The organism is Kribbella sp. NPDC004536 (assembly GCF_042873835.1).
Classification (GTDB): Bacteria; Actinomycetota; Actinomycetes; order Propionibacteriales; family Kribbellaceae; genus Kribbella.
This window is the reverse complement of sequence record NZ_JBIALY010000003.1, coordinates 553,446-577,610: the sequence shown is the minus strand read 5'-3', so window position 1 is coordinate 577,610 and position 24,165 is coordinate 553,446. Positions and strand designations below refer to the sequence as shown.

Annotated in this window: 26 protein-coding genes; 11 read left to right on the top strand and 15 right to left on the bottom strand. The window is 69.3% G+C overall.

Annotation, left to right across the window (positions count from 1 at the left end):
* Positions 1–4: 4 nt before the first annotated feature.
* Both ACFYRU_RS27960 and ACFYRU_RS27955 read right to left on the bottom strand, forming a co-directional pair.
* On the bottom strand, positions 5–526 hold the full coding sequence (locus tag ACFYRU_RS27960) for a DUF6912 family protein (protein ID WP_387663736.1): 522 nt from the start codon (positions 524–526) through the stop codon (positions 5–7).
* Positions 523–1,986 (bottom strand): wax ester/triacylglycerol synthase family O-acyltransferase, encoded by a 1,464-nt coding sequence (locus ACFYRU_RS27955; protein ID WP_387663734.1) that lies wholly within the window; start codon positions 1,984–1,986, stop codon positions 523–525. The genes ACFYRU_RS27960 and ACFYRU_RS27955 overlap by 4 nt, the downstream gene beginning before the upstream one ends.
* Before the next feature lie 168 nt (positions 1,987–2,154).
* Between ACFYRU_RS27955 and ACFYRU_RS27950 the strand changes: the two genes are divergently transcribed.
* Together ACFYRU_RS27950 and ACFYRU_RS27945 are read left to right on the top strand one after the other, a co-directional pair.
* Complete coding sequence (locus tag ACFYRU_RS27950; protein ID WP_387663732.1) at positions 2,155–2,640, top strand: cupredoxin domain-containing protein; 486 nt, start codon at positions 2,155–2,157, stop codon at positions 2,638–2,640.
* Complete coding sequence (locus ACFYRU_RS27945; RefSeq protein ID WP_387663730.1) at positions 2,637–3,953, top strand: hypothetical protein; 1,317 nt, start codon at positions 2,637–2,639, stop codon at positions 3,951–3,953. The genes ACFYRU_RS27950 and ACFYRU_RS27945 overlap by 4 nt, the downstream gene beginning before the upstream one ends.
* On the opposite strand, the gene ACFYRU_RS27940 is transcribed toward ACFYRU_RS27945, so the two are convergent.
* The 5 genes from ACFYRU_RS27940 to ACFYRU_RS27920 all read right to left on the bottom strand — a co-directional run bounded on the left by ACFYRU_RS27940 (position 3,930) and on the right by ACFYRU_RS27920 (position 8,681).
* Positions 3,930–5,159: a glycosyltransferase 87 family protein gene (locus ACFYRU_RS27940; RefSeq protein WP_387663728.1), complete on the bottom strand. Its 1,230-nt coding sequence runs from the start codon at positions 5,157–5,159 to the stop codon at positions 3,930–3,932. The genes ACFYRU_RS27945 and ACFYRU_RS27940 overlap by 24 nt on opposite strands.
* On the bottom strand, positions 5,156–5,803 hold the full coding sequence (locus tag ACFYRU_RS27935; protein ID WP_387663726.1) for an HAD family hydrolase: 648 nt from the start codon (positions 5,801–5,803) through the stop codon (positions 5,156–5,158). Before ACFYRU_RS27935 ends, ACFYRU_RS27940 begins: the two co-directional genes overlap by 4 nt.
* Before the next feature lie 82 nt (positions 5,804–5,885).
* On the bottom strand, positions 5,886–6,680 hold the full coding sequence (locus tag ACFYRU_RS27930) for a DUF4097 family beta strand repeat-containing protein (RefSeq protein ID WP_387663724.1): 795 nt from the start codon (positions 6,678–6,680) through the stop codon (positions 5,886–5,888).
* Positions 6,681–6,744: 64 nt separating this feature from the next.
* Entirely contained in the window at positions 6,745–8,022 is a 1,278-nt protein-coding gene (locus tag ACFYRU_RS27925; protein ID WP_387663722.1) for a CpaE family protein, read from the bottom strand.
* On the bottom strand, positions 8,022–8,681 hold the full coding sequence (locus ACFYRU_RS27920) for an SAF domain-containing protein (RefSeq protein ID WP_387663720.1): 660 nt from the start codon (positions 8,679–8,681) through the stop codon (positions 8,022–8,024). Before ACFYRU_RS27920 ends, ACFYRU_RS27925 begins: the two co-directional genes overlap by 1 nt.
* A 168-nt stretch (positions 8,682–8,849) precedes the next feature.
* Here ACFYRU_RS27920 and ACFYRU_RS27915 point away from each other — a divergent pair, with 168 nt between their 5' ends.
* The gene (locus tag ACFYRU_RS27915; protein ID WP_387663718.1) at positions 8,850–9,098 is read left to right on the top strand and encodes a helix-turn-helix domain-containing protein; all 249 of its coding nucleotides are present in this window, start codon (positions 8,850–8,852) and stop codon (positions 9,096–9,098) included.
* A gap of 113 nt (positions 9,099–9,211) precedes the next feature.
* On the opposite strand, the gene ACFYRU_RS27910 is transcribed toward ACFYRU_RS27915, so the two are convergent.
* Positions 9,212–9,760, bottom strand: coding sequence for a hypothetical protein (locus tag ACFYRU_RS27910; protein ID WP_387663716.1), 549 nt, complete (start codon positions 9,758–9,760; stop codon positions 9,212–9,214).
* 151 nt (positions 9,761–9,911) lie between these two features.
* Between ACFYRU_RS27910 and ACFYRU_RS27905 the strand changes: the two genes are divergently transcribed.
* The 4 genes from ACFYRU_RS27905 (at position 9,912) to ACFYRU_RS27890 (ending at position 14,745) form a co-directional block, all read left to right on the top strand.
* A complete protein-coding gene (locus ACFYRU_RS27905; RefSeq protein ID WP_387663714.1) occupies positions 9,912–11,279 on the top strand; it encodes a LysM peptidoglycan-binding domain-containing protein in 1,368 nt (455 codons plus the stop codon).
* A gap of 478 nt (positions 11,280–11,757) precedes the next feature.
* Complete coding sequence (locus ACFYRU_RS27900) at positions 11,758–12,867, top strand: Rv3235 family protein (protein ID WP_387663713.1); 1,110 nt, start codon at positions 11,758–11,760, stop codon at positions 12,865–12,867.
* A 183-nt stretch (positions 12,868–13,050) separates the two neighbouring features.
* Complete coding sequence (locus tag ACFYRU_RS27895) at positions 13,051–13,989, top strand: VanW family protein (protein ID WP_387663711.1); 939 nt, start codon at positions 13,051–13,053, stop codon at positions 13,987–13,989.
* A 48-nt stretch (positions 13,990–14,037) separates the two neighbouring features.
* Positions 14,038–14,745 (top strand): helix-turn-helix domain-containing protein, encoded by a 708-nt coding sequence (locus ACFYRU_RS27890; RefSeq protein WP_387663709.1) that lies wholly within the window; start codon positions 14,038–14,040, stop codon positions 14,743–14,745.
* A 7-nt stretch (positions 14,746–14,752) separates the two neighbouring features.
* Here the strand turns inward: ACFYRU_RS27890 and ACFYRU_RS27885 are convergent, their stop codons facing one another.
* The 7 genes from ACFYRU_RS27885 to ACFYRU_RS27855 form a co-directional block, all read right to left on the bottom strand.
* The gene (locus ACFYRU_RS27885) at positions 14,753–14,875 is read right to left on the bottom strand and encodes a hypothetical protein (RefSeq protein ID WP_387663707.1); all 123 of its coding nucleotides are present in this window, start codon (positions 14,873–14,875) and stop codon (positions 14,753–14,755) included.
* A 128-nt stretch (positions 14,876–15,003) separates the two neighbouring features.
* Positions 15,004–16,383: a hypothetical protein gene (locus ACFYRU_RS27880; protein ID WP_387663706.1), complete on the bottom strand. Its 1,380-nt coding sequence runs from the start codon at positions 16,381–16,383 to the stop codon at positions 15,004–15,006.
* Positions 16,380–17,438 (bottom strand): glycosidase, encoded by a 1,059-nt coding sequence (locus ACFYRU_RS27875; RefSeq protein WP_387663704.1) that lies wholly within the window; start codon positions 17,436–17,438, stop codon positions 16,380–16,382. The genes ACFYRU_RS27880 and ACFYRU_RS27875 overlap by 4 nt, the downstream gene beginning before the upstream one ends.
* A gap of 17 nt (positions 17,439–17,455) precedes the next feature.
* A complete protein-coding gene (locus ACFYRU_RS27870; protein WP_387663702.1) occupies positions 17,456–18,274 on the bottom strand; it encodes a carbohydrate ABC transporter permease in 819 nt (272 codons plus the stop codon).
* The gene (locus tag ACFYRU_RS27865) at positions 18,271–20,424 is read right to left on the bottom strand and encodes an extracellular solute-binding protein (protein ID WP_387663700.1); all 2,154 of its coding nucleotides are present in this window, start codon (positions 20,422–20,424) and stop codon (positions 18,271–18,273) included. The genes ACFYRU_RS27870 and ACFYRU_RS27865 overlap by 4 nt, the downstream gene beginning before the upstream one ends.
* Positions 20,425–20,432: 8 nt before the next feature.
* Positions 20,433–21,455, bottom strand: a complete 1,023-nt coding sequence (locus ACFYRU_RS27860; protein ID WP_387663698.1) for a LacI family DNA-binding transcriptional regulator — start codon at positions 21,453–21,455, stop codon at positions 20,433–20,435.
* Between the two features lie 67 nt (positions 21,456–21,522).
* Positions 21,523–21,753, bottom strand: a complete 231-nt coding sequence (locus ACFYRU_RS27855) for a hypothetical protein (RefSeq protein WP_387663696.1) — start codon at positions 21,751–21,753, stop codon at positions 21,523–21,525.
* A gap of 40 nt (positions 21,754–21,793) precedes the next feature.
* Here ACFYRU_RS27855 and ACFYRU_RS27850 point away from each other — a divergent pair, with 40 nt between their 5' ends.
* The 4 genes from ACFYRU_RS27850 to ACFYRU_RS27835 all read left to right on the top strand — a co-directional run bounded on the left by ACFYRU_RS27850 (position 21,794) and on the right by ACFYRU_RS27835 (position 24,080).
* Positions 21,794–22,630 (top strand): NAD(P)H-binding protein, encoded by an 837-nt coding sequence (locus tag ACFYRU_RS27850; protein ID WP_387663694.1) that lies wholly within the window; start codon positions 21,794–21,796, stop codon positions 22,628–22,630.
* A complete protein-coding gene (locus ACFYRU_RS27845) occupies positions 22,627–23,289 on the top strand; it encodes an alpha/beta fold hydrolase (RefSeq protein WP_387663692.1) in 663 nt (220 codons plus the stop codon). Before ACFYRU_RS27850 ends, ACFYRU_RS27845 begins: the two co-directional genes overlap by 4 nt.
* Before the next feature lie 65 nt (positions 23,290–23,354).
* Positions 23,355–23,540, top strand: a complete 186-nt coding sequence (locus ACFYRU_RS27840) for a hypothetical protein (RefSeq protein ID WP_387663690.1) — start codon at positions 23,355–23,357, stop codon at positions 23,538–23,540.
* Between the two features lie 48 nt (positions 23,541–23,588).
* Positions 23,589–24,080, top strand: coding sequence for a MarR family transcriptional regulator (locus ACFYRU_RS27835; RefSeq protein WP_387663688.1), 492 nt, complete (start codon positions 23,589–23,591; stop codon positions 24,078–24,080).
* Positions 24,081–24,165: the final 85 nt, after the last annotated feature.

Here is a 24,165-nt window from a genome sequence, read left to right as displayed (position 1 = left end):
CCTGTCAGCTCAGACCGCCACGCGGCCCCTCCGCCGCGAGCAGATCGGGGATCTCCTGTGTCGCGTACCACATCAGGTCTTCACCTTCGCACGAATCCAGGGCGAACACCGCGTCGTCGTCACCGTCCTGAGCCGCTTCCCACAGGTCCGCGGCCTTGCCGATCACCGTGGTCGCCTGGACCGCGTCCAGGTGCACCGAGGCCACCGAGCGCCACGGGATCACCACGTGCAGCTCCAGCCGGGCGTCACCGAGCTCCACCGACCCGTCGGCCGGCGGTACGGCGCTGACCTCGGCCGCGATCACCACCCGTCTGCGACTGGTACCCGGATCCGCGGCGAGCAGTCCCACCGAGGCGCGGGCGGCCTGTGCCATCGCGGCGTACTCCAGCTCCTCGTCGTCGCCCTCGGCGTACCACTCCCGCAGCGCGGGCGTGACCGCGTACACCGTGAGCGGCGCCGGGCCGATCTCGCCGGCGTTGCACGCCGCGCTCAGCAACCGGAGCGTGGACGGTACGTAGACCCTCATGAACCCGCCTTCTTGGTGGTGCGAGGCTTCTTCCGGCCGCGGGAGGCCCGGTTCCGGCTGCCCCTGGTCGTCTCCAGCAGTTCGTCCAGCGCGTCGGTCACGCACTGGGCGAAAACGGCGAGGTCCGGCATGGCCGTGCGGTCCGCGTTGAGACCGTAGTACACCTTCCCGTCGTACGACGTGACGCCGACGGACAGGCCCTGCCCGGGCATCAGTGGAACCACCGGGTACGACGCGAGCATCGGGGCGCCCTGCGCGTACAGCGGGAACTGCGGACCTGGGACGTTGGTGATCACCACGTCGTCGATCGGCCGGACCGTTGTGGTCGCGACCCGGGCGGCGAGCGCGTGCAGCGTGGTCGGCGCGAACCCGGCGATACCGACCAGCGAGCGGGCGCTGACCGCGCGACCGGTGTCCTTGTGCACCTTGGTCTGGTACGAGATCTGGTGCAGCCGCATCACCGGGGAGTTCTCGCCGACCGGGAGGTTCACGCTGGAGGCGATCACCCGGGAGCCGAGCGAGGTCGGTTCCTCGTCCTCGTCGTCGCGGATGCTGACCGGGACCACGGCCCGGACGCTCCGGGTCGGGCCGACGCCCTCACCGCGGGTCATCATCCAGGCCCGGAACGCGCCCGCGACCACCGCGAGGACGACGTCGTTGACCGTGCCGCCGTGCGCCGCGCGGATGGTCCGGTAGTCCTCCAGGTCGGTCTGCACTGTGGTGAACCGGCGCTGGCCGGACGTCTTCACATGCAGCGAGCTCTCCTGCGCGTGCCGCTGCGCGACCAGCGAGCCGACCACGTCGCCGATCACCTCGCGGACCGAGCTGGAGCCGGTCAGGCTGGTCATCTCGGCGCGCGCCAGCTCCAGCACGGCGGTCGGGTTCCTGGTGGCGTCGGCGAACACGCCCGCGAGCAGCTCCAGCGCGGACGGCGGGTGCTCGGGCTGCCAGGTGTCGGTGGGGGTCTCGTTCGGATGGGCGGTCGCGTCCAGCACGACCTGGCCGATGTCGACCGTGCTGTTGCCGTCGACAAGCGCCTGGTGGGACTTCGCGATGATCGCGAACCGGTCGCCCTGCAGGCCCTCGACCAGGTACATCTCCCACAGCGGGCGGGCCCGGTCGAGCCGCCGGGACATGATCCGGGCGACCAGCTCCAGCAACTGCGCGTGCGTCCCCGGCCGGGGCAGCGCGGACCGCCGGACGTGGAAGGTGATGTCGAACTCTTCGTCGTCCACCCAGACCGGCCCCGCGAACCGGCCGGGGACCTGCTGGACCCGCTGCCGGTACCGCGGCACGAACGCGATCCGGTCCCGGATCAGCGCCACCAGGCTCTCGTAGTCGAACCCCTCGTCACCGTGCACCGGCGGCTCGAAGATGTCCACCGTCCCGACGTGCATCGGGGTGGCCGGCGACTCGGCCTTGAGAAAGGTGAGATCGAGCGACGTCAGCCGGTCCGGCATCGTGGTCACCTTCCTCTCGTCAACAGGCTTCTCACCCTAGCGGGCAGCTCCGACAGTGTGCTGCAACACTGCTCGTACGGGAACACTGAGCTATCGGTGTTCGTCAGGCAAGAGGGTGTGTCCCGCACCCGGTGATGTCATACGACCCCTCGAAAGGCCTCTGGACCGATGCGTACGACGCTTACCCGCGGTGCCGCCACCGCTCTCCTGCCCACCCTCGGCCTGCTGGTCCTGGCCGGCTGTGGTGGCGGCGACAGCAGCGGCAGCAACACCCCCTCGCCGAGCGCCCCGGCCAGTACGCCGACGTCGACCCTGCCGACCAACACCCCGACCCCGGGCGCGCCGAACACCAGCTCCCCGTCGAACACCGCCGACCCGTCCGGTGAGACCGCGGACGTGACGATCAACGTCACCGTTGCCAACGGCAAGGTCAACCCCAGCGGCGCGACCATCAAGGTGAAGGCCGGGCAGACCGTCCTGGTCACCGCGCTGAGCGACGCCGACGAGGAACTGCACATCCACGGGTACGACAAGGAGCTCGAGCTGACCCCGGGCAAGCCCGCGTCGGTGAAGTTCACCGCGAACATGAAGGGCACCTTCGAGGTCGAGACCCACAAGAGCGGCAAGCTGGTCGCCAAGCTCGTCGTCTCGTGATCGCGCTGCATGGGATCGGGGGTCGTCAGGACCTGCCGATCCCGTTCGGGCTGGCGGTCGGCGGCGCGGCGGTCGCGGTCGCGGTGTCGTTCGTCGTGCTCGGACTCGCCTGGCGGAGCCCGAAGTACCGCGGGAACCGGTCCGGGAAGCCGTTGCCCGCCGCAATCACCCGGACGGTCGACGCCGGCTGGTTCCGGTGGGTGGTCCGGCTGCTCGGGCTGGCGATCTTCCTGTACGCGATGTTCTCGCTGGTCTTCGGCGTCGACCGGCTGACCAACCCGATCTTCGGGTTCGTCTACATCCTGGTCTGGGTCGGGCTGGTCCCGATCTCGCTGGTGTTCGGACCGGTCTGGCGGACCCTCAACCCGCTGCGCACGCTGCACCTGCTGCTGTCGAAGCTGCTCCGCCAGCCGCCGTCGAAGGGTCTGCTGGAGCTGCCGCGCTGGGCAGGCCTGTGGCCGGCCGCGCTCGGCATCTTCGCGTTCACCTGGCTCGAACTGGTCGCCCCGGACCGTGCGACCATCCCGGTCCTGCAGGCGTGGATGGCGCTGTACGTCGTGATCCAGCTCTTCGGCGCGATCCTGTTCGGCGACCGGTGGTTTGCGCAGGGCGATCCGTTCGAGGTGTACGCGACGTTGATGGCCCGCCTGTCGCCGTGGGGCCGCCGTACCGACGGTGCGCTCGTCGTACGGCGTCCGCTCGAGAACCTCGACGGGCTCCGCGCCCAGCCCGGCCTGGTCGGAATGGTCGCCGCACTGCTCGGTTCGACGGCCTACGACGGGTTCTCGAACTCGTCGGCGTGGGTCGGCTGGGCGCAGAACCAGGACATCTCGATGACGTGGCTCGGCACCGGAGCGCTGATCGTGTTCATCCTGTTCGTACTGGTCACGTACTCCGGCGCCACGGTCCTCGCGGGCCGGCTGTCCGACAGTTCGCGGACGTCGCTACCGGGCCTGTTCGCGCACTCCGTCGTACCGATCGCCTTCGGGTACGTCGTCGCGCACTACCTGACCCTGTTCATCCTGGAGGGCCAGCGGACGCTCATCTACCTGAGCGACCCGCTGAGCAACGGCGCCAACGTCTTCGGCACCGGCCTGCTCGCGGTGAACACCGGCATCACCAACCACAGCACGATGATCGCCGTCATCCAGGTCCTGGCCGTCGTCTGCGGGCACCTGCTGGGCGTCATCTCCGCCCACGACCGAGCCGTCGCGCTGTTCCCCCGGGCCAAGGCGCTGGCCGGACAGTTGCCGCTGCTCGTCGTGATGGTCGGCTACACCTGCGCCGGGCTACTGCTGCTCTTCTCGTCCTGAGTTCTTCGAGATGCCGCGGCTGGTGACGACCAGCAGGATGAACGCGATCATGCCGACGATCAGGTGCGAGTTGCCGGGGATCGACTGCCAGAAGGTCCAGCTGAGTTCGCGGTCGTCGCGGTACGGGACCCACCAGATCGAGCGCAGTACGAACAGGCCGTAGAACAGGACCCCGGTGACGACCGCCGGGTTCAGGCCCCAGACGCGGTTCACGCCGCGGATCAGGCTGACGCCGAGCGGGATGATCCACACCCAGTGGTGGCTCCACGAGATCGGAGACGCGTACAGCACCGCGAGCGCCATCACCGAGATCGCGGTCACCCGCTCGTCGGCCAGCCAGTACTTGCGCGCCAGCCACAGCACGGCCAGCCCGAACACCGCCGACAGTACGAACCAGGTCGGCTGGACCCAGCTCGCCTCGTCGCCGATCCGGTGCAGGAACCCGTTGAACGACTGGTTGCCGGTGTACGCGATCCCGCCGACCCGGTTCGCGTCCAGGATCACGTCGGTCCAGTACCGCCACGACTGGTGCGGGACGATCGCGAACCCGATCGCCATCGTCGCGAGCAGCCCGAGGACGGCGTTGCGCAGCGCGCGCCACTGCTTCGTCACCACGAGCAGCGCGAGGAACGGCAGCGGCGTCAGCTTCACGCCGATCGTGACGCCGACCCAGAACCCGCGCAGCCGGGTGTCGTTCGGCCGGACCAGGTCGAGCAGGATCATTGCCGTTAGCAACAGGTTGATCTGGCCGAACTGGATCGTCTGCCAGACCGGCTCCAGCAGCAGCGACAGGATCGTCAGCGCGACCAGCACCGCCGTCCGCTTGCGCTGCGTCACGAACGACCAGAACGTCTTGGTCAGGCTGGTCCGCCAGAGCGCGGTGATGCACAGCACCGAGAGGGTCGTCCACGCCACCAGCGCGACGCCCCACGGTACGGCGGCCAGCGGGACCATCGCGATCGCCGCGAACGGCGGGTACGTGAACGGCAACCCGGAACCGCCGGGCAGCTTCGCGTCGTACAGCGAGCCGCCGTGCAGCAGGACCGAGCCGCCCATCCGGTACACGCGCAGGTCGATCATGCCGCCGAACAGACTGCCGATCCACGCGCCGATCGCGACGAGGACGGCACAGGCCAGGATCGCGATCAGGGCGCGCCGGCGGCCGGCCGGCCGGGCTGGGGAGGAAGCAGGGGTGGTCACGGTCACGTCAGGTCGGCTCCGAACAGGTCTTCCAGCGCTCGCCGGGTCTCGTCGTACTCGGTGTGAAGGATCGCGGTCATCCCGACCGCACGGGCGCCGTCGACGTTGAGTTGCAGGTCGTCGACGAACACGCACTCGGCCGGTTCCAGGCCGAGCCGGCCGGCGGCCAGCCGGAAGATCTCCGGTTCGGGCTTGCGCAGCCCGACCTCACCCGAGATCACGATGTCGTCGAACATCCCGTCCCAGGTGTCGCGCGGGTAGGTGTTGCCCCAGGAGTTGGACAGCAACGCGGTCCGGATCCCGCGCTGGTTGACCCGGCGGACCAGGGCGGCCATCGCAGGCTGGTGCTCGAAGTGCGCGAACATCCGCTCGATCAGCCCCTCGGCGGGGACCGGCGTACCGTCGCGGCGGACCAGCAGCGAGGCGAGTTTGCGCTCGAAGTCGGGCACCGCGAGCTGGCCGCGTTCGAGCGCGTGCACCGGGTTGAGCTCGGCGGTGATCGCGTTCTCGGACGGCAGCCATTTCAGTACCGCTTCCAGGTACGCGTCGAAGTCGAAGTCGTCGAGCTCCGCCCAGCGCCGCAGCGCCGGCTCCAGGCCCGAGGTGAGGACGCCGCCCCAGTCCACGAGCAGACCACGCACCTCGACCATGGCGGCAAGCCTACTCAGACCACCGGGGCGCTCACCCTCCCCACCCTCGATCTCACTCGGCGTGGTCGCCCCGCCTCGCCCGCTAGTGCGTGTATTCGACGGAGACGTCGCCGGACGACGTCCGCGCGGTGATCTGCCGGGTCGCGGCCGGGTCGGTCTTGATGTTCGCCGACTCGTCGCCGGACGACGTCTTGGTGTCGAGCTTGTACGCGTCGCCGGCGTCCGGGATGCCGATCGTCACGTCGCCGGAGCTCGACTTCGACTCGACCGACTGCGGCGCGACGACGAACTCCAGCGAGGCGCTGCCCGAGCTCGAACTGGTCGTCACCGTCGTCGAGGTCAGCCCGTCCGCGTCCAGATCTCCCGAACTCGACCGCAGGTCCAGGGGCCCGCCGACGTCGTGCACCGCGACGTCGCCCGAACTGGTCTTCACGTTCAGGCCGTCCTGGAGCCCGGACACCGTCACCTCTCCGCTGCTGGTCTCGACCGTCAGCTTCACGTCCCGCGGGACGGTCAGCACGTAGTTCGTCTTGCAGCCGAAGGACAGGATCCCGCAACCGCCGCTGTCGAGCTCGAGCTGGTGCTCGTTCGGGTCGTACTTCTCCTTCGGGTCCGAGCCGAACACGTTCCGCTCGAACTGCCGGTCGACCTTCACCTCGGCACCGTCGCCGGGCCGGACCTCGACCGTCGCCGACCCGCCCTTCACCAGCAGGCTGGTGCCGTCGACCGGGTAGCTGCTCTGGTCCGACTTGGTGCCCGAGGTCAGACCGGTCAGCGCCCAGTACACGCCACCGAGGATGAGCGCGACGGAGATGGCGATCCCGTAGCGGCGCTCGGGACTCATCGAACCTCGTGGGCGGCTCTGGACGTCAGGCATACCTCAACCCTGGCAGACGATCGCCGTCCTGTCGGTCGGGTAATCCCCCGGATCGACCCTGAGGTCAGGCGGGGACCGTGTGGAAAGCGTCGGCGACCTCGGCGGCCAGTTGCTGGAAGGCCTTGCGGAGCTTGCTCGACTTCGCGGCGTCGGCGAGGCTGCGCCCGTGTGCCATCGCGGCGTCGGTCGCGCTCAGGTCGTACGGCAGGAGGACGGCGCGGTCGATGCCGGCGTACTGCCGCAACGCGTCGGTCGCCGCATCCGCCGGCGAGCCGCCGAGCGCGCCTGAACGGAGCCGGTTCACGACGACGCGGACGCCGACCGACGGGACGACCCCGCGTACCTCGTGGACCGCCCGGATCAGGCGGGTCAGGCCGACCGGGTCCGCCGTACCGACCACGATCACCTCGTCGGCCTCCTCGAGGGTAGCCACGGTCGCACCGTTGCGGCGGGGCGCCAGCGAGTCGAACGAGATCTCCTCGTCGGTCTCGATGCAGAAGCCGGCGTCCACGATCGTCAGCGGTGCCAGCGTCCGGGCGGTCGCCCAGATCGACTCGACCGCCGCCGGGCGGAGCTCGGTCCAGCGGTCGGCACGACTCAGACCGGACAGCACCAGGAGGTGCGGGTTCAGCTCGCGGGAATGCCGGGCGAGCATCACCGTGTCGAGCGAGCCGTTCGACGCCGACCGTGCCGCGGCCGCCAGCCCGGAGGTCTCGTCGAGCATGCCGAGCATCTGGGCGACGGTGCCGCCGTACACATCGGCGTCCGCGAGCAGGGTCGGCACGCGGCGCAGCGACAGCTCGGTCGCCAGGTTGACGGCGACCGTCGTCCGGCCGGGAGCGCCGGTCGGGCCCCAGACCGCGATCAGCCGGCCGGTGCCCTGCGGGAACGCGGGCGGCTTCGGGTTGGCGATGTCCTCCGGCGTGAGCGGCACGAACCCGCCCGCGAAGTGCGAGCTGGCAACCGGCGGACCTGACTCGACCGCGTCGGCGACCGCCCGGCCGAGGTCCGACGGGCTGACGTCGGCCGGCAGGATCCGCTCGATCCCCATCCGCGCCAGCCGGTCCTCGGCCCCGAACGGCGCGCCGGTCTCGAGCGGATCGACCAGGGCGAGGACGACGATGCCGCGGGCGTGCAGCGCCGCGACGGCGTCCGACGACAGCCGGGCCAGCGCGTCGGCGATCAGTACCGCCCGGGCCTGCCCGCTGGCGGCCGCGGCCATCACGTCGGCGATGTCCACGCAGCGCCGGACGACCCGGATACCTGACGCCTGCTCGGTGCGGCGTACGACGTCTGCTTCCCACGGCGCCCCGGTCACCGCGAGCAGGACTGGGATCGACATCAGCCGGCCTTCCGGACCAGGGTCGGCTCACCGACGTTGATCGCGGCCAGGGCTGCGCCCATCCGGTTGAGGTCGCTCTGGCTCAGGTCCACCGTGACCTGCCGGCGTGCGGAGCCGCCCGCCACACCCTTCACCGAGTCGACCTGCAGAACGCGGACGCCGGCCCACCACTTCGCCGCCGCCTGACCGTCCTCCTTGGGCACCACCCAGACGTCGACGACGTCCCCGACCCCGAGGTCGGGCGGCAGATGCCCGGTGGCGATCGACAACGGCAGCTCGGTGCGGTCCTTGTCGGCCTGGGTGACGGCCGCATCCTTCGGCACGAACTCGCCCTGGCCGACTGTCCGGCCGACGATCAGGCCCTTCAGATCGGCGTCGGCGGACAGGTACTTGCCCGAGTCGTTGCTGCTGGTGAACTTGACCCGGACCGTGGTCAGGTCGTCGTCGGTCAGCGGGCTGCCGACCCGGAGCTCGTGCTTGGCCGCCCAGATCGTGGTCGTGTCGTCCGCGGACGACAGCAGCTTCGCGCCGGCCAGCGCGGTGACGGCGACCAGCAGCACGCCGAGCACCAGGCGGCCGTCGCGCCAGCGCGCCTTCCGGTTGCGCTGCGCCGGAGCGGCCGGCGCACCGAACCCGCTCCGCACCTGTGTCTCGACCACGTCATCTCCCCAGTGGATGGATCGCCTGTCGGCGGACATTCTGCCTGTTCGCCGAACCAGGCGTGAACGGTCATCCACAGGCTGTCATGGCCTGGGGACAAACTCGGTCGTCCACGCGCCAACCGTGGCAAACTGAAGGAACCAGCCACTATCCGAAGGAGTCCGACGATGCCGGGTCCCCGTTTCCTCCAGCTCGCCGACGTCGCCGAGGTCCTGAACATCTCCGCCAACCAGGTGTACGCACTGGTCCGCCGCGGCGACATCCCCGCGGTCAAGATCGGCGGCCGCGGCCAGTGGCGGGTCGAGTCGTCGGAACTGGAGAAGTACATCGAGCGGCTCTACACCGAGACGAAAACCTTCATCGACAACCACCCCTTCGGCGAAGACGCAGAAGCGTCCGAAGACGCCCACCTGTAAGCCGCCGCTCGCCCGGCGGGCTGGCGCCGGGCGTGTGAACAGGAAATGGGGGCGGCGCACAGGCAATACCTTGTCTGCAGCCCCGGGCAGGTGAGTCCTCCCCCGGCAGTTGGTCAGCGGCGGCGAAGCGCCCGGAGCGCCTGGGTGGGGACCAGGCGGACGTTGTAGACCTCGGTACGGCGGCGTGGCGCGTCCAGGGGGTGCTCGGCGATCTCGACGAAGTCGGCGCCGACGCGGTCGATGGTCCCGGTGACCGGACCGCCGCCGCTGCAGAACAGCGTCACCGGTGAGCGGTCACGGGCGATCCCGCGAAGCAGATGGGCCAGGCCGAGCTTGCCCTCGACCGCGCCGACGGCCGGCTCCGCCCACGGCCCGAGCCGGTGCACGGCGACCAGCGCCTCGACCGGGATCAGCCATTCCTCGTAGCGCTCGGTCTCGATCAGCAGGCAGTCCTTCCCGACCCGGCTGAGCAGCCCTCGGATCGGGTCCGCGTCCTGCACCTCGACGCGTACGACGGTGTCGACCGCGCCGCGCAGCCGGTCCAGCACGGTGATCTTCCCGACCTCGGCCCGGATCCGGTCCGCCACCTCGCCGTACAGGTCACTGTCCTGGAGCGCCTCGAACTGCGACTCCAGGTCCGCGAACAACGCATCCCACCGCATGACCGTGAACTTACCGGTCGTGCGGTTTCACCCTGCGCAGCCGAAACCTACGCAGCGTGTGTTAAGGACTTGCAAATGCGTACTAGTACCGGTCTATAGTGGTCAAGCCAAAGCAAACTAACGCAAACTCATAGGTCGGGAGCGAAGCGGGATGAACGCGATGATCCGGGTACTCAAAGGAACCCTCGCGGTCCTCGCACTGGCCGGGCTCGGCTGGCTCCTGCACTGGATGACCGCCGGTTCGATCAGCGGCCTCCGCACGTACGACTTGGACTCGCTGACGGTTCTTGCGGTCGGGACGATCGCGTGGATCGCCTATGCCTGGCTCGCGCTGGCCGTCGTACTCACCGTCCTGGAGCAGGTCCCAGGCGTCGTCGGCGAACTGGCCGGCGCGGTCGCGGGCCGGATCACCACCAAGACAGCCCGAGCCCTACTCCGCTCCGGCCTCGGCGTCGCCGCCGTCACCCCACTCACCATCGGCGCAGCCCACGCCACCCCCGACACCGCCCACGTACGCCACACCACCCAACCCGCCCAACCAGCCCTCCCCGCCACGTACCTCCCCGCCGAAGCAGCCTCCCGCCTGAAGCTCACCACCGACACCAACACCTACCGCTCGACGGAACCCGCCTCATCCCTCGAGATCCGCGGCACCACCCCACACCAGAACCCCACCGACTACCGCGGAACCGAGGCAGCGTCGTCACTGGAGATCGGCGGTACAGCCCCGAACCAGAACGCGACCGACTACCGCGGGACCCAAGCAGCTTCGTCGCGGGAGACCGACGGCCACCACACCGGCAACTACCGCGCGACCGAGCCCGCCTCATCCCTCCAGATCGGCGACACCACCGCACACCAGAACCCCACCGACTACCGCGCCACCAAGGCAGCGTCGTCACTGGAGATCGGCGGAACCACCCCGAACCCCTCGGACTACCGAGTGACCGAGCCCGCCTCCACCCTCCCCATCACCCAGGCGACCCACGCCTCGCGCAATACCTCCGACAAGCAGGCAAACTCAGGTCGGCCAACCGACTCCGCGCGTACGTCAGACAGCAAGCCCGCCGCACCGGAACAGACCGCTGGACGGCCAACCGACACCGGGCGCACGTCCGACACCAGGTTCACCACGCCCGAGCAGGCTGCCGGGCGGACGGGCGACTCTGCGCGTACGTCGGACGGCAAGCCGACTGTGCCGGAGCAGACTGCTGGGCGGTCGCGGGTGGGGGTGCCGGATCGGCCGACCGATGGGGCGCCCACCAGGTACACCGAGCTCCGCCCGAACCTCCCCGTCAGCGTCGTCGTACGCGAAGGCGACTCGCTCTGGTCCATCGCCGCCCGCGAACTGGGCCCCACCGCAACCTCCGAAGCCATCACCGCCCGCTGGCACGACTGGTACGCCGCCAACCGTCACGTGATCGGGAAGAACCCCGACCTCATCCTCCCCGGCCAGGTGCTCCGCACCCCGCCCACCCACACCGGCGACCACCTCCCGCCACACCCCCAGGAGCAGTGAGATGACCCACCCCCAACCCCACCCCCCGGAACCACATCCCACCGCTCCCCTGACCGCCGTCCCCACCCACCGGGCGACCACCCCGAGCCGCAACAGCTCCAGCCCAACCGCCCCCGGCCCCACCGCTCCCAGCCCAACCACTCCCAGCCCAACCACTCCGGGCCCAACCGACTCGCACCCAACCAAGCCCGGCCGGGCCGACTCGAGCCCATCCACTCCCGGCCTACCCGAACCCGGCCAAAGCAAGCCCCGCCCAACCAACTTCGACCCAACCAACTCGGGCCCAACCAACTCCGACCCAGCCAACTCCGACCCAACCAACTCCGGCTCGGCCAGCTCTCGGCCAACCGTTCTCAGGCGAACCGAGCCCGGCTCAGCCGACGACGAGCCGACCAGCCCGAGCCCGACCAGCTTCAGCGCGCCTACCCACCCAACCCCCACCACCCATCAACCGGCACCGCACACCTCGGAGGCATTCATGGCCGTCAACTCGCTCCCCGCCTCGGACGACCACAGCGCCCCCGCGCCCGGGTCCGGGACAACCGCGGACCTCTCGCTGGTCACCGCTCGACACGGCCAGGCACCTGCGGAGGCCGACGAAACCACGCGGCCCGGCGCACCAGCCGATCCGGAGCAGGACACCCAGCCGAGCTCGACGCCGACCGAGGCGAGCCTCGCGCAGCGCGGCACGCTGACGGTCGTACCAGCTGGAGCCGAAGCGTTCACGCGGAACGTTGGAGCGACCGAACCGGGTGGGATGCACGCCGCAGTCACCCGACCGCGACTGGCCGCGACGCGGGATGCGGGCGAGTACGCCGTACCCGCGACCGCCCGCTACGCCGACGAACTCACCGAAGGCGCCTTGGCCCTCCGTCACCAGGCCATCGTCCGCCTGGGAGTCGCCTCGGCTCCTCGCCACCTCACCCGCGTCACCGTCCCCACAACAGACGACGCGAACACTCCGGATCCCGCCGGCCACGAGGCGAACGACACGGCAACTGCCGCCAAGGTCGAGCTGCTCAACGCACAAGCGGCGGCTGCCGAACCCGCCGAGACCGACCACGGCGACGAACCCGAGGCACGTACGACGCACGCCGGCACGACGCACGCACGCGGCGGGGAGTTCGGCACGACGCGGGCGCGCGGCGCGGAGGCTGGCGCTGGTGTGGGCACCGTGCAAGCCGGTCCGGCACGAGCGCGCGGGGCGGAGGTTGGTGCTGGGCAGCGGGGGGTTCGGGGGGATCGGGCGGGGTTGCCGGATGTTCGGGTTTGGGGTGGGCGGTTGGCTCAGGCGGTCAGTGAGGTGCTGGTGGGGGATCGGCCGATTTCGCAGTTGGTGCGGTTTACGGATGATCAGGTGTTTCTGGAGTTGAATCGGCGGGTTCGGTTGCTCGGGCTGAACTCGACTGCGGGTACGCGGGGGGCGAACGAGAAGAGCACAGTGCGTTCGGTCCGGGTGTTCATGCCGGAACCGTCGATCGCCGAGGTCGCCGCGCACGTCCGGCACGGCGGACGGTCCCGCGCCGTTGCCCTCCGCCTCGAGATCCGGCGCAACCGGTGGGTCTGCACCGCTCTCGAACTCGGCTGATGACGCCGGCGCACGGCGAGGACGAGGTGATCGACGTCCTCGACCGGCAGGCTGATCCACCCGGCGACACAACTCTTTGCCGAAGTCAGGCGTCTCAGATTGCGCAAAGGGATTGTGCTGCTGTTGTCATCGGTTCGGGGGCGCGGCGGCGTACGGTGACGAGATCGGACTCGGGGAACGGACATGTCTGTGAGCACAACGGTCACACCGCTGGATGAAAGTACGCCTGAGGCATGGCGGGTCGGCGTACACGAGCTGAGTCCGGCCGAACGGGCGCGTGTGCTGCCCGCGGTACGCCGGAAGCGGTGGAGCGAGCGGATCCGGCTGCTGTACCCGGTCGCGGTCCGGTATCACCGGATGGTGAAGCGGATCGAGTGGATGCGGTCGAGTACGCCGTACGCCGCGACGCACGACGCCGGCGATCTGCCGGTGCGGATCAAGCGCCACAAGTCGTTGCTGTTGCGCCAACTCGGGGAGACCGAGATGTGGATGCAGCACAACAAGGTGACCAACCTCAAGCTCGCGTGTGCGCAGGTGGACGGACTGCTGATCCGGCCGGGTGAGACGTTCTCGTTCAACAAGGTGGTCGGCAATGCGACCCGCCGCAAGGGGTACGCGAAGGGCATGCGGCTGTCGAACGGGCAGGCGAAGCCAGGGATCGGCGGCGGCATCTGCCAGCTCGCGAACCTGCTGCACTGGATGGTGCTGCATTCGCCGTTGACGGTGACGCAGCGGTCGACGCACAGCTTCGACCCGTTCCCGGACAACGGGCGGGTGCTACCGTGGGGTGTCGGGTGCAGCATCGTCTACAACTACGTGGACCTGCAGTTCCGCAACGACACCGACCAGACGTTCCAGCTGCACGTCGGCGTCGGCGAGCGGTACCTGGAGGGCGAGATCCTCGCCGACGTCCCGGCCGAGTCGTCGTACCGGGTGTTCTCGAAGGGCGAGCGTTTCCTGCGCGTCGGCGCCGACTACTTCCGCCGGAACGAGATCTGGCGCACGGTGATCGACCGCCGCACCGGCGCCCCGGTCCGCGACGAACTCGTCCGCGAAAACGTTGCCCTGGTCAAGTACCTCCCGGTCGACGTCCTCGTCGTCGACGTCGTCGTACCGGCCTGATCAGGTACGCGATCCGAAACTGTCGGTGGGCCGTAGCAGACTGGAGTCGTGACTGTAGCGGTCGAGCCGTACCGGGAGCGTCCTGCGCGTATCGCCGGTGCTCAGCTGTGGACGCGGACCGCCGAGGGTGGGGAGTTCCGCATCCTGCCCGACGGGTGCATGGACGTGTTGCTGATGGACGACGACCTGTACGTCGCCGGCCCGGACAGTCGCGCGTGGACGGGCACCGCACCGCGCGGGACGCGGTACGCCGGGGTGCGGTTCGCGCCGGGTGCCGCGCCGGCGCTGCTCGGCGTACCGGCGCACGATCTGCTGAACGAACGCGTCCCGCTCGCCGAGCTCTGGTCGCCGAACCGCAGCCGCCGCCTCCTCGACCGGATCAGATCAGCCCCCGACCAGACAGAGGCGCTGGACCTCGAGGTCGCACGACTGCTCGACGAACCGGAGGACCGGCTGACGACGCACATCGTCAACAGCGTCCGCAGCGGTCTGCTCCGCGGCACCGCCGGCGTCTCGCGGCTGGCCGGCACAATCGGCCTGAGCGAACGGCAGCTGCACCGCCGCTGCCTGGACGCATTCGGCTACGGCCCGAAGATGCTCGACCGCGTCCTCTGGATGAACGTCGCCCTCGACCACGCCCGCACCGGCCTGCCGCTCGCCGACGTCGCGATGATCACCGGGTACGCCGACCAGGCCCACCTCACCCGGGACGTCAAAGCCCTCACCGGACTCCCACCGAAGATCCTGATCGGCTGACGTAGCGTTATTCGAGCAGCACGGTGAAGCCTCCGGGCTCCACGACTGGTTTGCCTTGGGCAACTAGTTGGCCGGAGGCGTTGTAGTTCCAGGCGTGGCTTCCGGCGACCGCGTGCGGACGTGTGTCCACGTTGACCAGCAAGGTCGCCCTGCCGATCTGGAGCCTGCTGAGAAGTGGCAGGAGGAGCAGTGCGTCGATTTGAGCGGTGCCGGTGGCCGTGACGGTGGTTGCGTGGGCAGGAAGCGGTTTGGGAAGCGTCAGAGGAAGGAGAGCGCCGGGAGCGGCGGAGATACCTTGTGGGCCGCCCTGGTAGTTGAGCAGGCCGAGGCTCCACGTGGTTCGGCTCGGAGTCTCGGTGACGTTGACGACCGGGAGAGCTGGCCGTGGATGGCGGACTCGGCGCCGGAGTTGCGGTTGATCGAGCCGTCGCCGGAGATCCCGTCGTACGTGCGGCCCGTGGTCACGTCGTACATCGGCTGCCCGGCGTGGTTCGCGCCGAAATACCAGGCGGCGGCAAAGGCGGCGAGGTGGTGCTGACCGACGGCGACGAGAGCCTGTAAGCGGGCGTCGACGCCGTACGCGATCTGCGACCGGTCGATCGGCACGGGCAGCCAGCCGTTGTCCGGGCCGCCCGAGGTAAGCAGCAACGGGGTGAAGCCGGCCGTGTCACCGATCGCAGGCCCGAGGAGGTCCGGTCGGCTGAGCGCGGACGAGGCAGCGGCTAGCGCGGACGGCATCTGCGCACCCCAGGCGTGCCAGTCCGAGATGGACTCCGCCCACGGCAGCAACGCGCGGAACGGCCAGACCCGGGTCGAACCTGCACCGAGCTTCGCGATGCCCTCCGCGAAGCGGGCGAGCGCACGGCGCGCGGACGCCGACCCGCCGGCACGCACATAGGCCGCCAGTCCGAGCACGGCCTCGGAGGTCGCATCCGCGCCGTTGACAATCAGCCAGGCCGGGAGGCGACGCCCGTCGACGAGGTTGTACTCGCCGTATCGCACGAGCACCTGACGTTCGAGCGCCGCCAGAGCCAACTCGAGCCGATCCCGCAGGAAACCTGCGAAAGCGCCGTCCGTGTGCCGGAATGCGGCGTACCCCTCCCCCAACGCCCAGACAGTTCGCGCCAGCCAGTACGACGGGCCGGAGTCGGACGGATCCGGGAGTTCGACCGGCTCCGCGCTCGGGTTGAGGGTGCCGTCGGGCTGCATCCACAGCACGACGTTGCCGTTCGGGGACTGCAGGAACGTCAACGCCCGCAGGAGTTCCCGAGCCGCGTCGAGCGAGGCCGTACGACGGAACTGCTGCCAATGCCGCACGTACACAACGGCCGCCCGCGCGATGTCGTCCGCGTTGAACGCGCCCTGCCCGTACGTGTTCGTCGCGGCGTCGTACGTTCCACCGCCGACCCGCTTGTACGACCCGTCGGCCTGGTGTTCGGCGTACGTCCAGAGCACACCGATCGGCCCGGAGCCGTACGTGGCGTGGCCGGGCGCGGCCGGTGGTACGACCGCGGTGCGCAGGAAGTCGAGGTGGGCGAGGTTGGACAGTCGCCCGGCGGCGGTGGCCGGCAGGGAGACGCTGGATGCGGCAGCTACTGCGACTGCTCCGCCGAGGACGGTGCGGCGGGTTGGTTTCATGTCGTCCGGTCCAATCTGGCGACGCCGATGGCAGCGTCGGCCATTCCGTAGAAGACGTAGTACTGGCCCTCGATCTCTTCGATCGCAGTCGGGAAGACGACGTTTCCGACAGTTCCGACCATTTCCGCCTCGGTTTCGGGGACCAGCAGCGGCTCCGCGGTCCGGGCGATCACCCGGGTCACGTCGTTCGGGTCCAGGATCAGCGCACCGGCGGCGTACCGGACCTTCTGGGTGGTCGGGTCGAAGCCCTGCGGCTGTTCGCCGGTGACGCCGTGGTGCAGTACCAGCCAGCCCTCGGGCACCCGCAGCGGGGCTGGACCGGCGCCGATCTTGAGTTCCTCGAACGGGTACTCCGACATCGCGACCAGGCGGTGGTTCCGCAGGTGGACGAGGTTCCGTACGTCGGCCTCGACGTCCGCCACCGGTACGAACGACACCCAGATGCCGGGCCGGTCGTCGGTGATCCCGGCCGGCAGGTGCACGCCTTCGCCTTCGCGGAACCACCCGAGGTCCCACATCGGGCGATGCAGCATCGCGTACGACGGAACGCCGTCCGGCCCGGGTACCGGCTCCGGAAAGAAGACGGTGTCCTTGTTCGGGAACAGGTTCAGGTCGGTGTCCAGCTCAGGCTGGTACTCGAAGTGCAACGGGCCGAGCCGCCGCCACTCGCGCAGGTCCGACGACACAGCGAGCGCGGGCTTCGGGCCGAGCGGGCCGTACGCGACGTACGTCATCACGTGCAGCCCGAGCGACGGCACGTACGTCACCCGCGGATCCTCCACGCCCGCGTTGTTCTTGCCGCGCTCCCATCCCTCGTCCGGCGCGAGCACGACGCCTTCGCGCCGGACGCCGGCCGGCACTCCGTCGTCGAGCACCACGGCGGCCAGCCCGACCCGCGACACGTTGCCGGTAGCAACGAGCCGCGGGAGCAGGTACAGCTGCCCGTCCGGGGTGTGCCCGGTGGCCGGGTTCAGCACGCCCTCCGCCTCGAGCTCGTTGCCCGGCTCGGCCGTCATCAGTACGCCGACGCGGGTCAGGGTGTAGGGAACAGTCACGAGAAGCCCTTCTGGGATCAGCCTTTGACGCCGGACGACAGGTTCGTGGAGATGAACCGGCGCTGGAAGACGATGAACAAGGTCACGGCCGGCGCGGCCAGTACGCAGGCACCGGCGAGTACGGCGCCGAACGGGTTCGCCGCCCGCGCCGAGACAGTGGTCAGGTAGTTGGACAGCGAGACCGCGAGCGGCTGCAGGTCCTGCTGCTTGGTGATCAGGAACGGCCAGAGGAATTCGTTCCACGGCCCGATGAACGTCAGCAGTACCGCGGTGAGCAGCGCCGGCCGGACCAGCGGTACGGCGACCCGCCAGAGGATGCTCAGCTCCGACGCGCCGTCGATCCGGGCCGCGTCGAACAGTTCGGCCGGCAACTGCAGGAAGTACTGCCGGAAGACGAAGACCGCGGTGGAGTTGATCAGGAACGGCAGGATCATCCCGAGGTACGAGTCGGCCAGCCCGTAGCTGCGGACGATCAGCACGTACAGCGGGATCGTCAGCAGTTGGAACGGTACAACCTGGATCAGCAGCATCAGGTTGAAGACCACGCCGCGGCCGCGGAACTGCAGCCGGGCGAGCGCGTAGCCGGCGAGGACACCGAACACCAGCGTCCCGAGGATCACCCCGCCGGTGAAGATGCCCGAGTTGATCAGCGACCGGCCCAGGTGGATCGACTTGTTGATCTCGGTGTAGTTGTGCCCGGTCAGGTTGGCCGGGTTCGGGAACGCGCCGCCTACGGACGGGTCCGGTTCGGCCTGCAGGCTGCCGATCAGCATGTAGTAGAAGGGGAAGAGGAAGACGAAAGCCCCGACCAGCAGAGCGACGAACTTCAGCCTCACGACTCCTCCCTCCCGACGAACCGCCGTTCGAGCAGAGCCAGCAGCAGCACGCCGATCACCAGCAGCACCCCGATCGCGGCGCCCACGTCAGGATGACCCTGCTCGATTCCGCGCTGATACATGATCAGTACCGGTGAAGCAGATGCTCCGTCCGGACCGCCACCTCCGGTCAGCAGGTAGGGCTCCGTGAACAGGTTCGCTCCGGTCACCGTCGCCACCAGCACGACCAGCGTCGTCGCCGGCCGGACGCCGGGAACGGTCACGTTGAGGAACGATTTCCAGCGGCCGGCGCCGTCCATGGAGGCGGCCTCGTACAGGTCCTTCGAGACGTTCTGCAGCGCGGCCAGGTAGAGCAGGATGAAGAAGCCGAGCTGTTTCCAGGTGACATAGATGGCGACTGTTGGCATAGCAAGGCTCGAATTCACCAACCAGGACGGATCGGGGGCGAGGGGACCTAGGACTGAGTTGATGAGCCCGTTCGAGTTGAACAAGAAGAGCCAGACGCCGACGACCGCGACCGACGCGGTGACGTACGGGACGTAGTACGAGACGCGGAAGAAGGTGCGCCAGCGGATCGCGGCGTTCAGGGCGTTGGCCAGGCCGAGCGACAGGACGACGGTCAGCGGGACGTTGATCACCAGGAAGATCAGTACGTTCCCGAAAGCCCGCCGGACCGCTGGGTCCGACAAGACCGTCACATAGTTGGCGAACCCCACGAACGGCCGCTCCACCACCGCACCGGGTGCCGCGAAGAAGTAGTCGTGGAACGACATGTACACGGCGAACCCGAGCGGATACGCGAACACCGCGGCCAGGAACACGACGTACGGCGTGACGAACGCGGCGCCGATCGGATGCTCACCGAGGACGCGGAGCCGTCGTCTCATGACTGCTTGACGAGTTGATCGACCTTCTGTGCGGCGTCGTCCAAGGCCGAGCCGGGGTCCTGCTGGCCGAAAGATCACGGACTTGGAGTAGGCGTCGCGGAAGGTCTGCCAGATCGTGATCGAGTTCGGGACGTTCGGCACCTCGACGGTCCGGGACGCCTGGTCGGCGAACAGCTTGTAGTCGGGGTTCTTGGCGAAGTAGTCCCCGTACGTCGACGCAACGTCCTTGCGCAACGGCATCTGCCCGGTCGCGGCGAGGAACTTGCCGTCCTGTTCCTTGCTGGTGGCAAACTTCAGTACGTCAGCGGCCGTCCCGCGGTTCTTGCAGGCGGAGTACATCGCGACGTTCTTCGCGTCGGAGAACGTGTGAATCTCCGAAGCGGGCTTGCCGGACGAGGTCGGTACCGGCACGACACCCCAGTCGACCTTGCCCTTGTACGTCGCGATCGCCCACGGCCCGACCACGGCCATCGCCGCGGTCCCGTCGACGAACGCGTCACCGGTGTACTTCTCCTGCGAGGCCAGCTTGTCGGCGTACATCGTCCGCCAGAACTGGGCGACCTTCTTGCCCTCGTCGGACGCGAACGTTGCCTTGCCGTCGGCAACCAATTGCTTCCCGTCGGTCTCGGCCGCGTACAACGGGTAGAAGTCGAACCAGGACTGGAAGAACTCGTTGCTCGGCGCCGGGTAGATCGCGAACTTCGCCGCCTTCGACGCGACGACCTTCCGCGCCGCGGCCAGGAACTCGTCGTACGTCTGCAGCTTCGGATCCGTGATCCCTGCCTTCGCGAAGATCTTCTTGTTGTAGAAGATCATCACCGGGTTCGACTTCCACGGCAGCTGGTAGTACTTGCCGTCGGGCGACTTGTACTGCTGTGCGACGTCCCCGGACCGCTCCTCGATGTACGACGCGTCCAGCGGAACCAGGCCGCCCTGCTTCTGGAACTGCGACACCGAGGCCGGCGAGGTGTTGAAGATCAGGCACGGCGCGTTCCCGGCCGTGATCGCCGCACCGATGACCTCCTCGGAGGACTTGCCGGTGGGAATCTCCTGGGCCGTGATCTTCTGGTCCGCGTGTCCGGCGTTCCAGGCCGCGACCATCTGCTTGCCCCAGGCCACTTCCTCGGCGTTGTTCGAGTACCAGATCGTGATCGGCCCGCGCGCCTTGGCCGCGGCGTCGGCGTCACCAGCGCCACCGCCGCTCCCGCACGCGGCGAGCGAGCCGGCCAGAACGACGGCCAGCAGTCCAGCTTGCAACTTCATGGGTCCTCCTAGAGCGGGGGTGGTGCAGAGGTGGAGCGGCGGACGACGAGCTCCGCGGGCGGCAGTTCGACATCGGGTACGTCGGTGTCGCCGTCGACGACCCGGTTCAGGGTCCGGGCGGCCGCGACCCCGAACTGGAACGGGTCGGCGCGGACAGTGGTCAGCCCCGGGTGCACGTACTCGGCGAGCTCGCTGTCGTCGAAGCCGGCCACACTGAGGTCGTCCGGCACGGTCAGCCCGGCGGCCTGCGCGGCGCCCAGGCCGGCGATCGCCATCCGGTCGTTGGCGTAGACGATCGCGGTCGGCGGTTCCGGCAGCGCGAGCAGCCGCCGGGTCGCCTCGATCCCACCCGCCGCGGTGAAGTCGCCGGCCTCGACCGCCACCGGCGCCAGCCCGGCCGCGGCGAGGGTCTCGACGAACGCCGTGGACCGTGCGGTGGCGTGGACGAACGCGGGCGGGCCGGCGACATGCGCGATCCGGGTGTGGCCGAGCCCGAGCAGGTGCTCGACGACCGCGACGGTGCCCGGCCGGTCGTCGAGCGTGACGGCCGGGAACGGCGACTCGCCGTCCGGCCGGTTCAGCGTGACCGCCGGCAACCCGAGCTCGACCAGCAGGTCGATCCGCGGATCGTCGTGCCGGAGGTCGGACAGGAACACGCCGTCGACACGCGCGTCCTGCGCGAGCCGCCGGTACCCGTCGGCCTCGGAACCGTCGGCGACCACCTGCAGGACGAGCGCCTGGCCCCGGGTCGACAACACACTCTCGACCCCCGCGATGAACGCGGGGAAGAACGGGTCCGACGACAACACCGCCGGATCCCTGGTGATCACCAGGCCGAGCGCGAACGCCTTCGAGACCGACAGCGACCGCGCCCGGTTGCTCGGCCGCCAGCCGAGCTCGTCGGCGGCGGCGAGGATCTTGTCCACGGTCGCCTGCGCCAGCCCGGGGCGCCCGTTGAGCGCGAACGAGACCGACCCCTTGGACACCCCGGCCCGGCGAGCCACATCCGCGATCGTCGGCCGCTTGCTCACGGAACACCTCGTTCGACAGGATTTAAACCGGTTTAAACGCACACTAAACCGGTTAAAACCTCATCCGTCAAGACCTCGACAGCAGCGCGCAGCCATCGAGGACGTGCCCCTTCGTGATCAGTTCCACGATGTCGCCGGAGGGGTCGACGGTGCCCGTGACATGGCCGCCCGCGACGAGACGGAAGGCCGGCGCACCCAACCTCGCCTGGTACGCCGCCCGAATCCACGCCATCGAGTGACCCTCCGCGGGGATGTCGACTGCGGCGAGGGTCAGGTTGACATATCGTATGAGATTCATACGATATGAGTATCATATTAATCTCGCGGATGGAGTCATCATGATCGTGATCACGGGAGCGACCGGCACGGTTGGTCGCCCGCTCATTGCGCGGTTGACGGATGAGGGCGTCGCCGTACGTGCGGTCAGCAGGTCGACCGGCGCCCACCGGGTCGACCTGTCCCGGCCGGACGACGTCGCGCCCGTGCTGGAGGGGGCCAGTGCCCTCTTCGTGCACCCCCGTGCGGTCGGGGAGAACGCGACCGCGCTGCTCAAGTTGGCCGCCGAGCACGGGGTACGGCGAGTCGTGGCGTTGTCGGCGATCAACGTCGACGACGACCCGGCACATCAGCCGTCGCGCCTGAACGGCGACCGCAACAAGGAGGTGGAGGACGCGGTCGCGGCCGCCGGACTGCCGTGGGTGGCGGTGCGGGCGAGTACGTTCGCGGCCAACTCCATCGGCATGTTCGGCGCCCAGGCCCGCGCGGGCGACGTCGTTCGGGCCCCGTACGCGAACTTCGCCGAGGCCCCGATCCACGAGGCGGACCTGGCCGCGGTGATCGCACGTGCGCTGCTCGACGACGACCTCGACGGACGGATCACCGCCACCGGACCACAGTCGCTGACCCACGAGGAGATGGTCGCCGTCATCGGCGAGGTGATCGGTCGGCCGCTGCGTTTCGAGGAGGTCCCACCGGAACTGGCGGCCCGCGGACTGATCGCCAACGGCCTGCCGGAGGCTTTCGTCAACGCGCTGATGGCGAGGTACGCACGGGACGCCGGGAAGCCCGCGCCCGTCACAGCCGAGGTCGAGCAGATCCTCGGCCGCCCCGCCCGCACCTTCGCCCAGTGGGTCGCGGATCACGCGGACGCCTTCCAGGCGGCGGCCGCAGCATGACGATCGCGAGCCTCCGTACGCCGGACGCCCGCTTCGACGGGCTCGTGGACTACCCGTTCGAACCGCACTACGTGGACATCGACGCCGGCGGCACCCAGCTACGCGTCCACTACCTCGACGAACGACCTGATCCGGCCGACGCGTCCGGCGAGACCGTACTCCTGCTCCACGGCGAGCCGACCTGGAGTTACCTGTACCGCCATGTCATCCCGCCGCTCATCGCCGCCGGGCACCGCTGCGTCGCCCCAGATCTCGTCGGCTTCGGCAAGTCCGACAAGCCCACCGACCGGTTCGACTACACCTACCAGTCGCACCTCGACTGGCTCCGCCAGGTCGTTTTCGACCAGCTCGAACTGTCCGGCGTAACCATGCTCTGCCACGACTGGGGCGGGCTGCTCGGCCTGCGCCTGCTCGGCGAGCACCCCGACAGGTTCAGGCGTGTCGTCGTCACCAGTACCTCGCTGCCGACCGGTGACCGGGAGCCCAGCGGCCCGCTGTCCATCTGGCTGCAGCTCAGTCAGCGGTCCAACCGTTTCTGGCCGGCCAGGTCGTCGACCGCGGCACGGTCACGGAACTCGGTCCCGCCGTCCGAGCGGCGTACGACGCGCCGTTCCCGGACGAGCGCTACCTGCAGGGCGCCCGGCAGTTCCCGCTGCTGATCCCGCTCACGCCGTACGACGAGGCGACCGAACCGAACCGCAAGGCGTGGTCGGTCCTGCGGACGTTGTCCATCCCGTTCCTGTATGTGCACGCCGATCACGACTACGGCGTCGGGGAAGGGCGGACGACGCTGCGCGAGGCGATCCCCGGCGCCCAGGAGCTCGTCCTCGAGAACGCCGGTCATTTCGGCATCGAGGACCGCGGGCCCGACTTCGCGGCGATCGTGGCCGAATTCATCGAGCGGGGGTGACTCGGTACCGTATCGTGCGGAAGTCGTACCAACCGAGGGGCAGATCTTATGAGTCCGGCAGCTTCCGGCGACGAGGCACGGCGTAGCCGTCGGGTCGCATCCGAGATCAAGGACTCGCTGCGCGAGCTCAGCAACCAGCTCTCGCTGCTCAATCACCATGTCAGTGCGCAGCTCGCCCTGAAGGATGTCGACCTCGACTGCCTGGAGCTCATCACCCGGTCCGGCCCGATCAGCCCGAGCGCGCTCGCGCGGCGGGCCGGACTCCACCCGGCGACGATGACCGGCGTCCTCGACCGCCTGCAGAAGGGCGGCTGGATCGTCCGCGAACGGGACCCCGAAGCCGCTGACCGCCGCGCCGTGACCATCCGCGCCCTCCGCGACCGCAGCGCCGAGGTCTTCCAGTTGTACTCGGGTATGAACGGCACGATGGACGAACTCCTCGCCGACTACTCCGAAGCCGAACTGCAGCTCCTGGCCGACTTCCTCCGGCGCACCACGACCGCCGGCCGGAACGCCACCGCGGCGCTCGGCAACGCCTGACTCGTGCGCAGTGCCGCACTATCGGCGGCAATTCGCGCACTTGTTTGCAGTCTCCCCTTGACCGCACCGTCACCTCGTCGCTTAA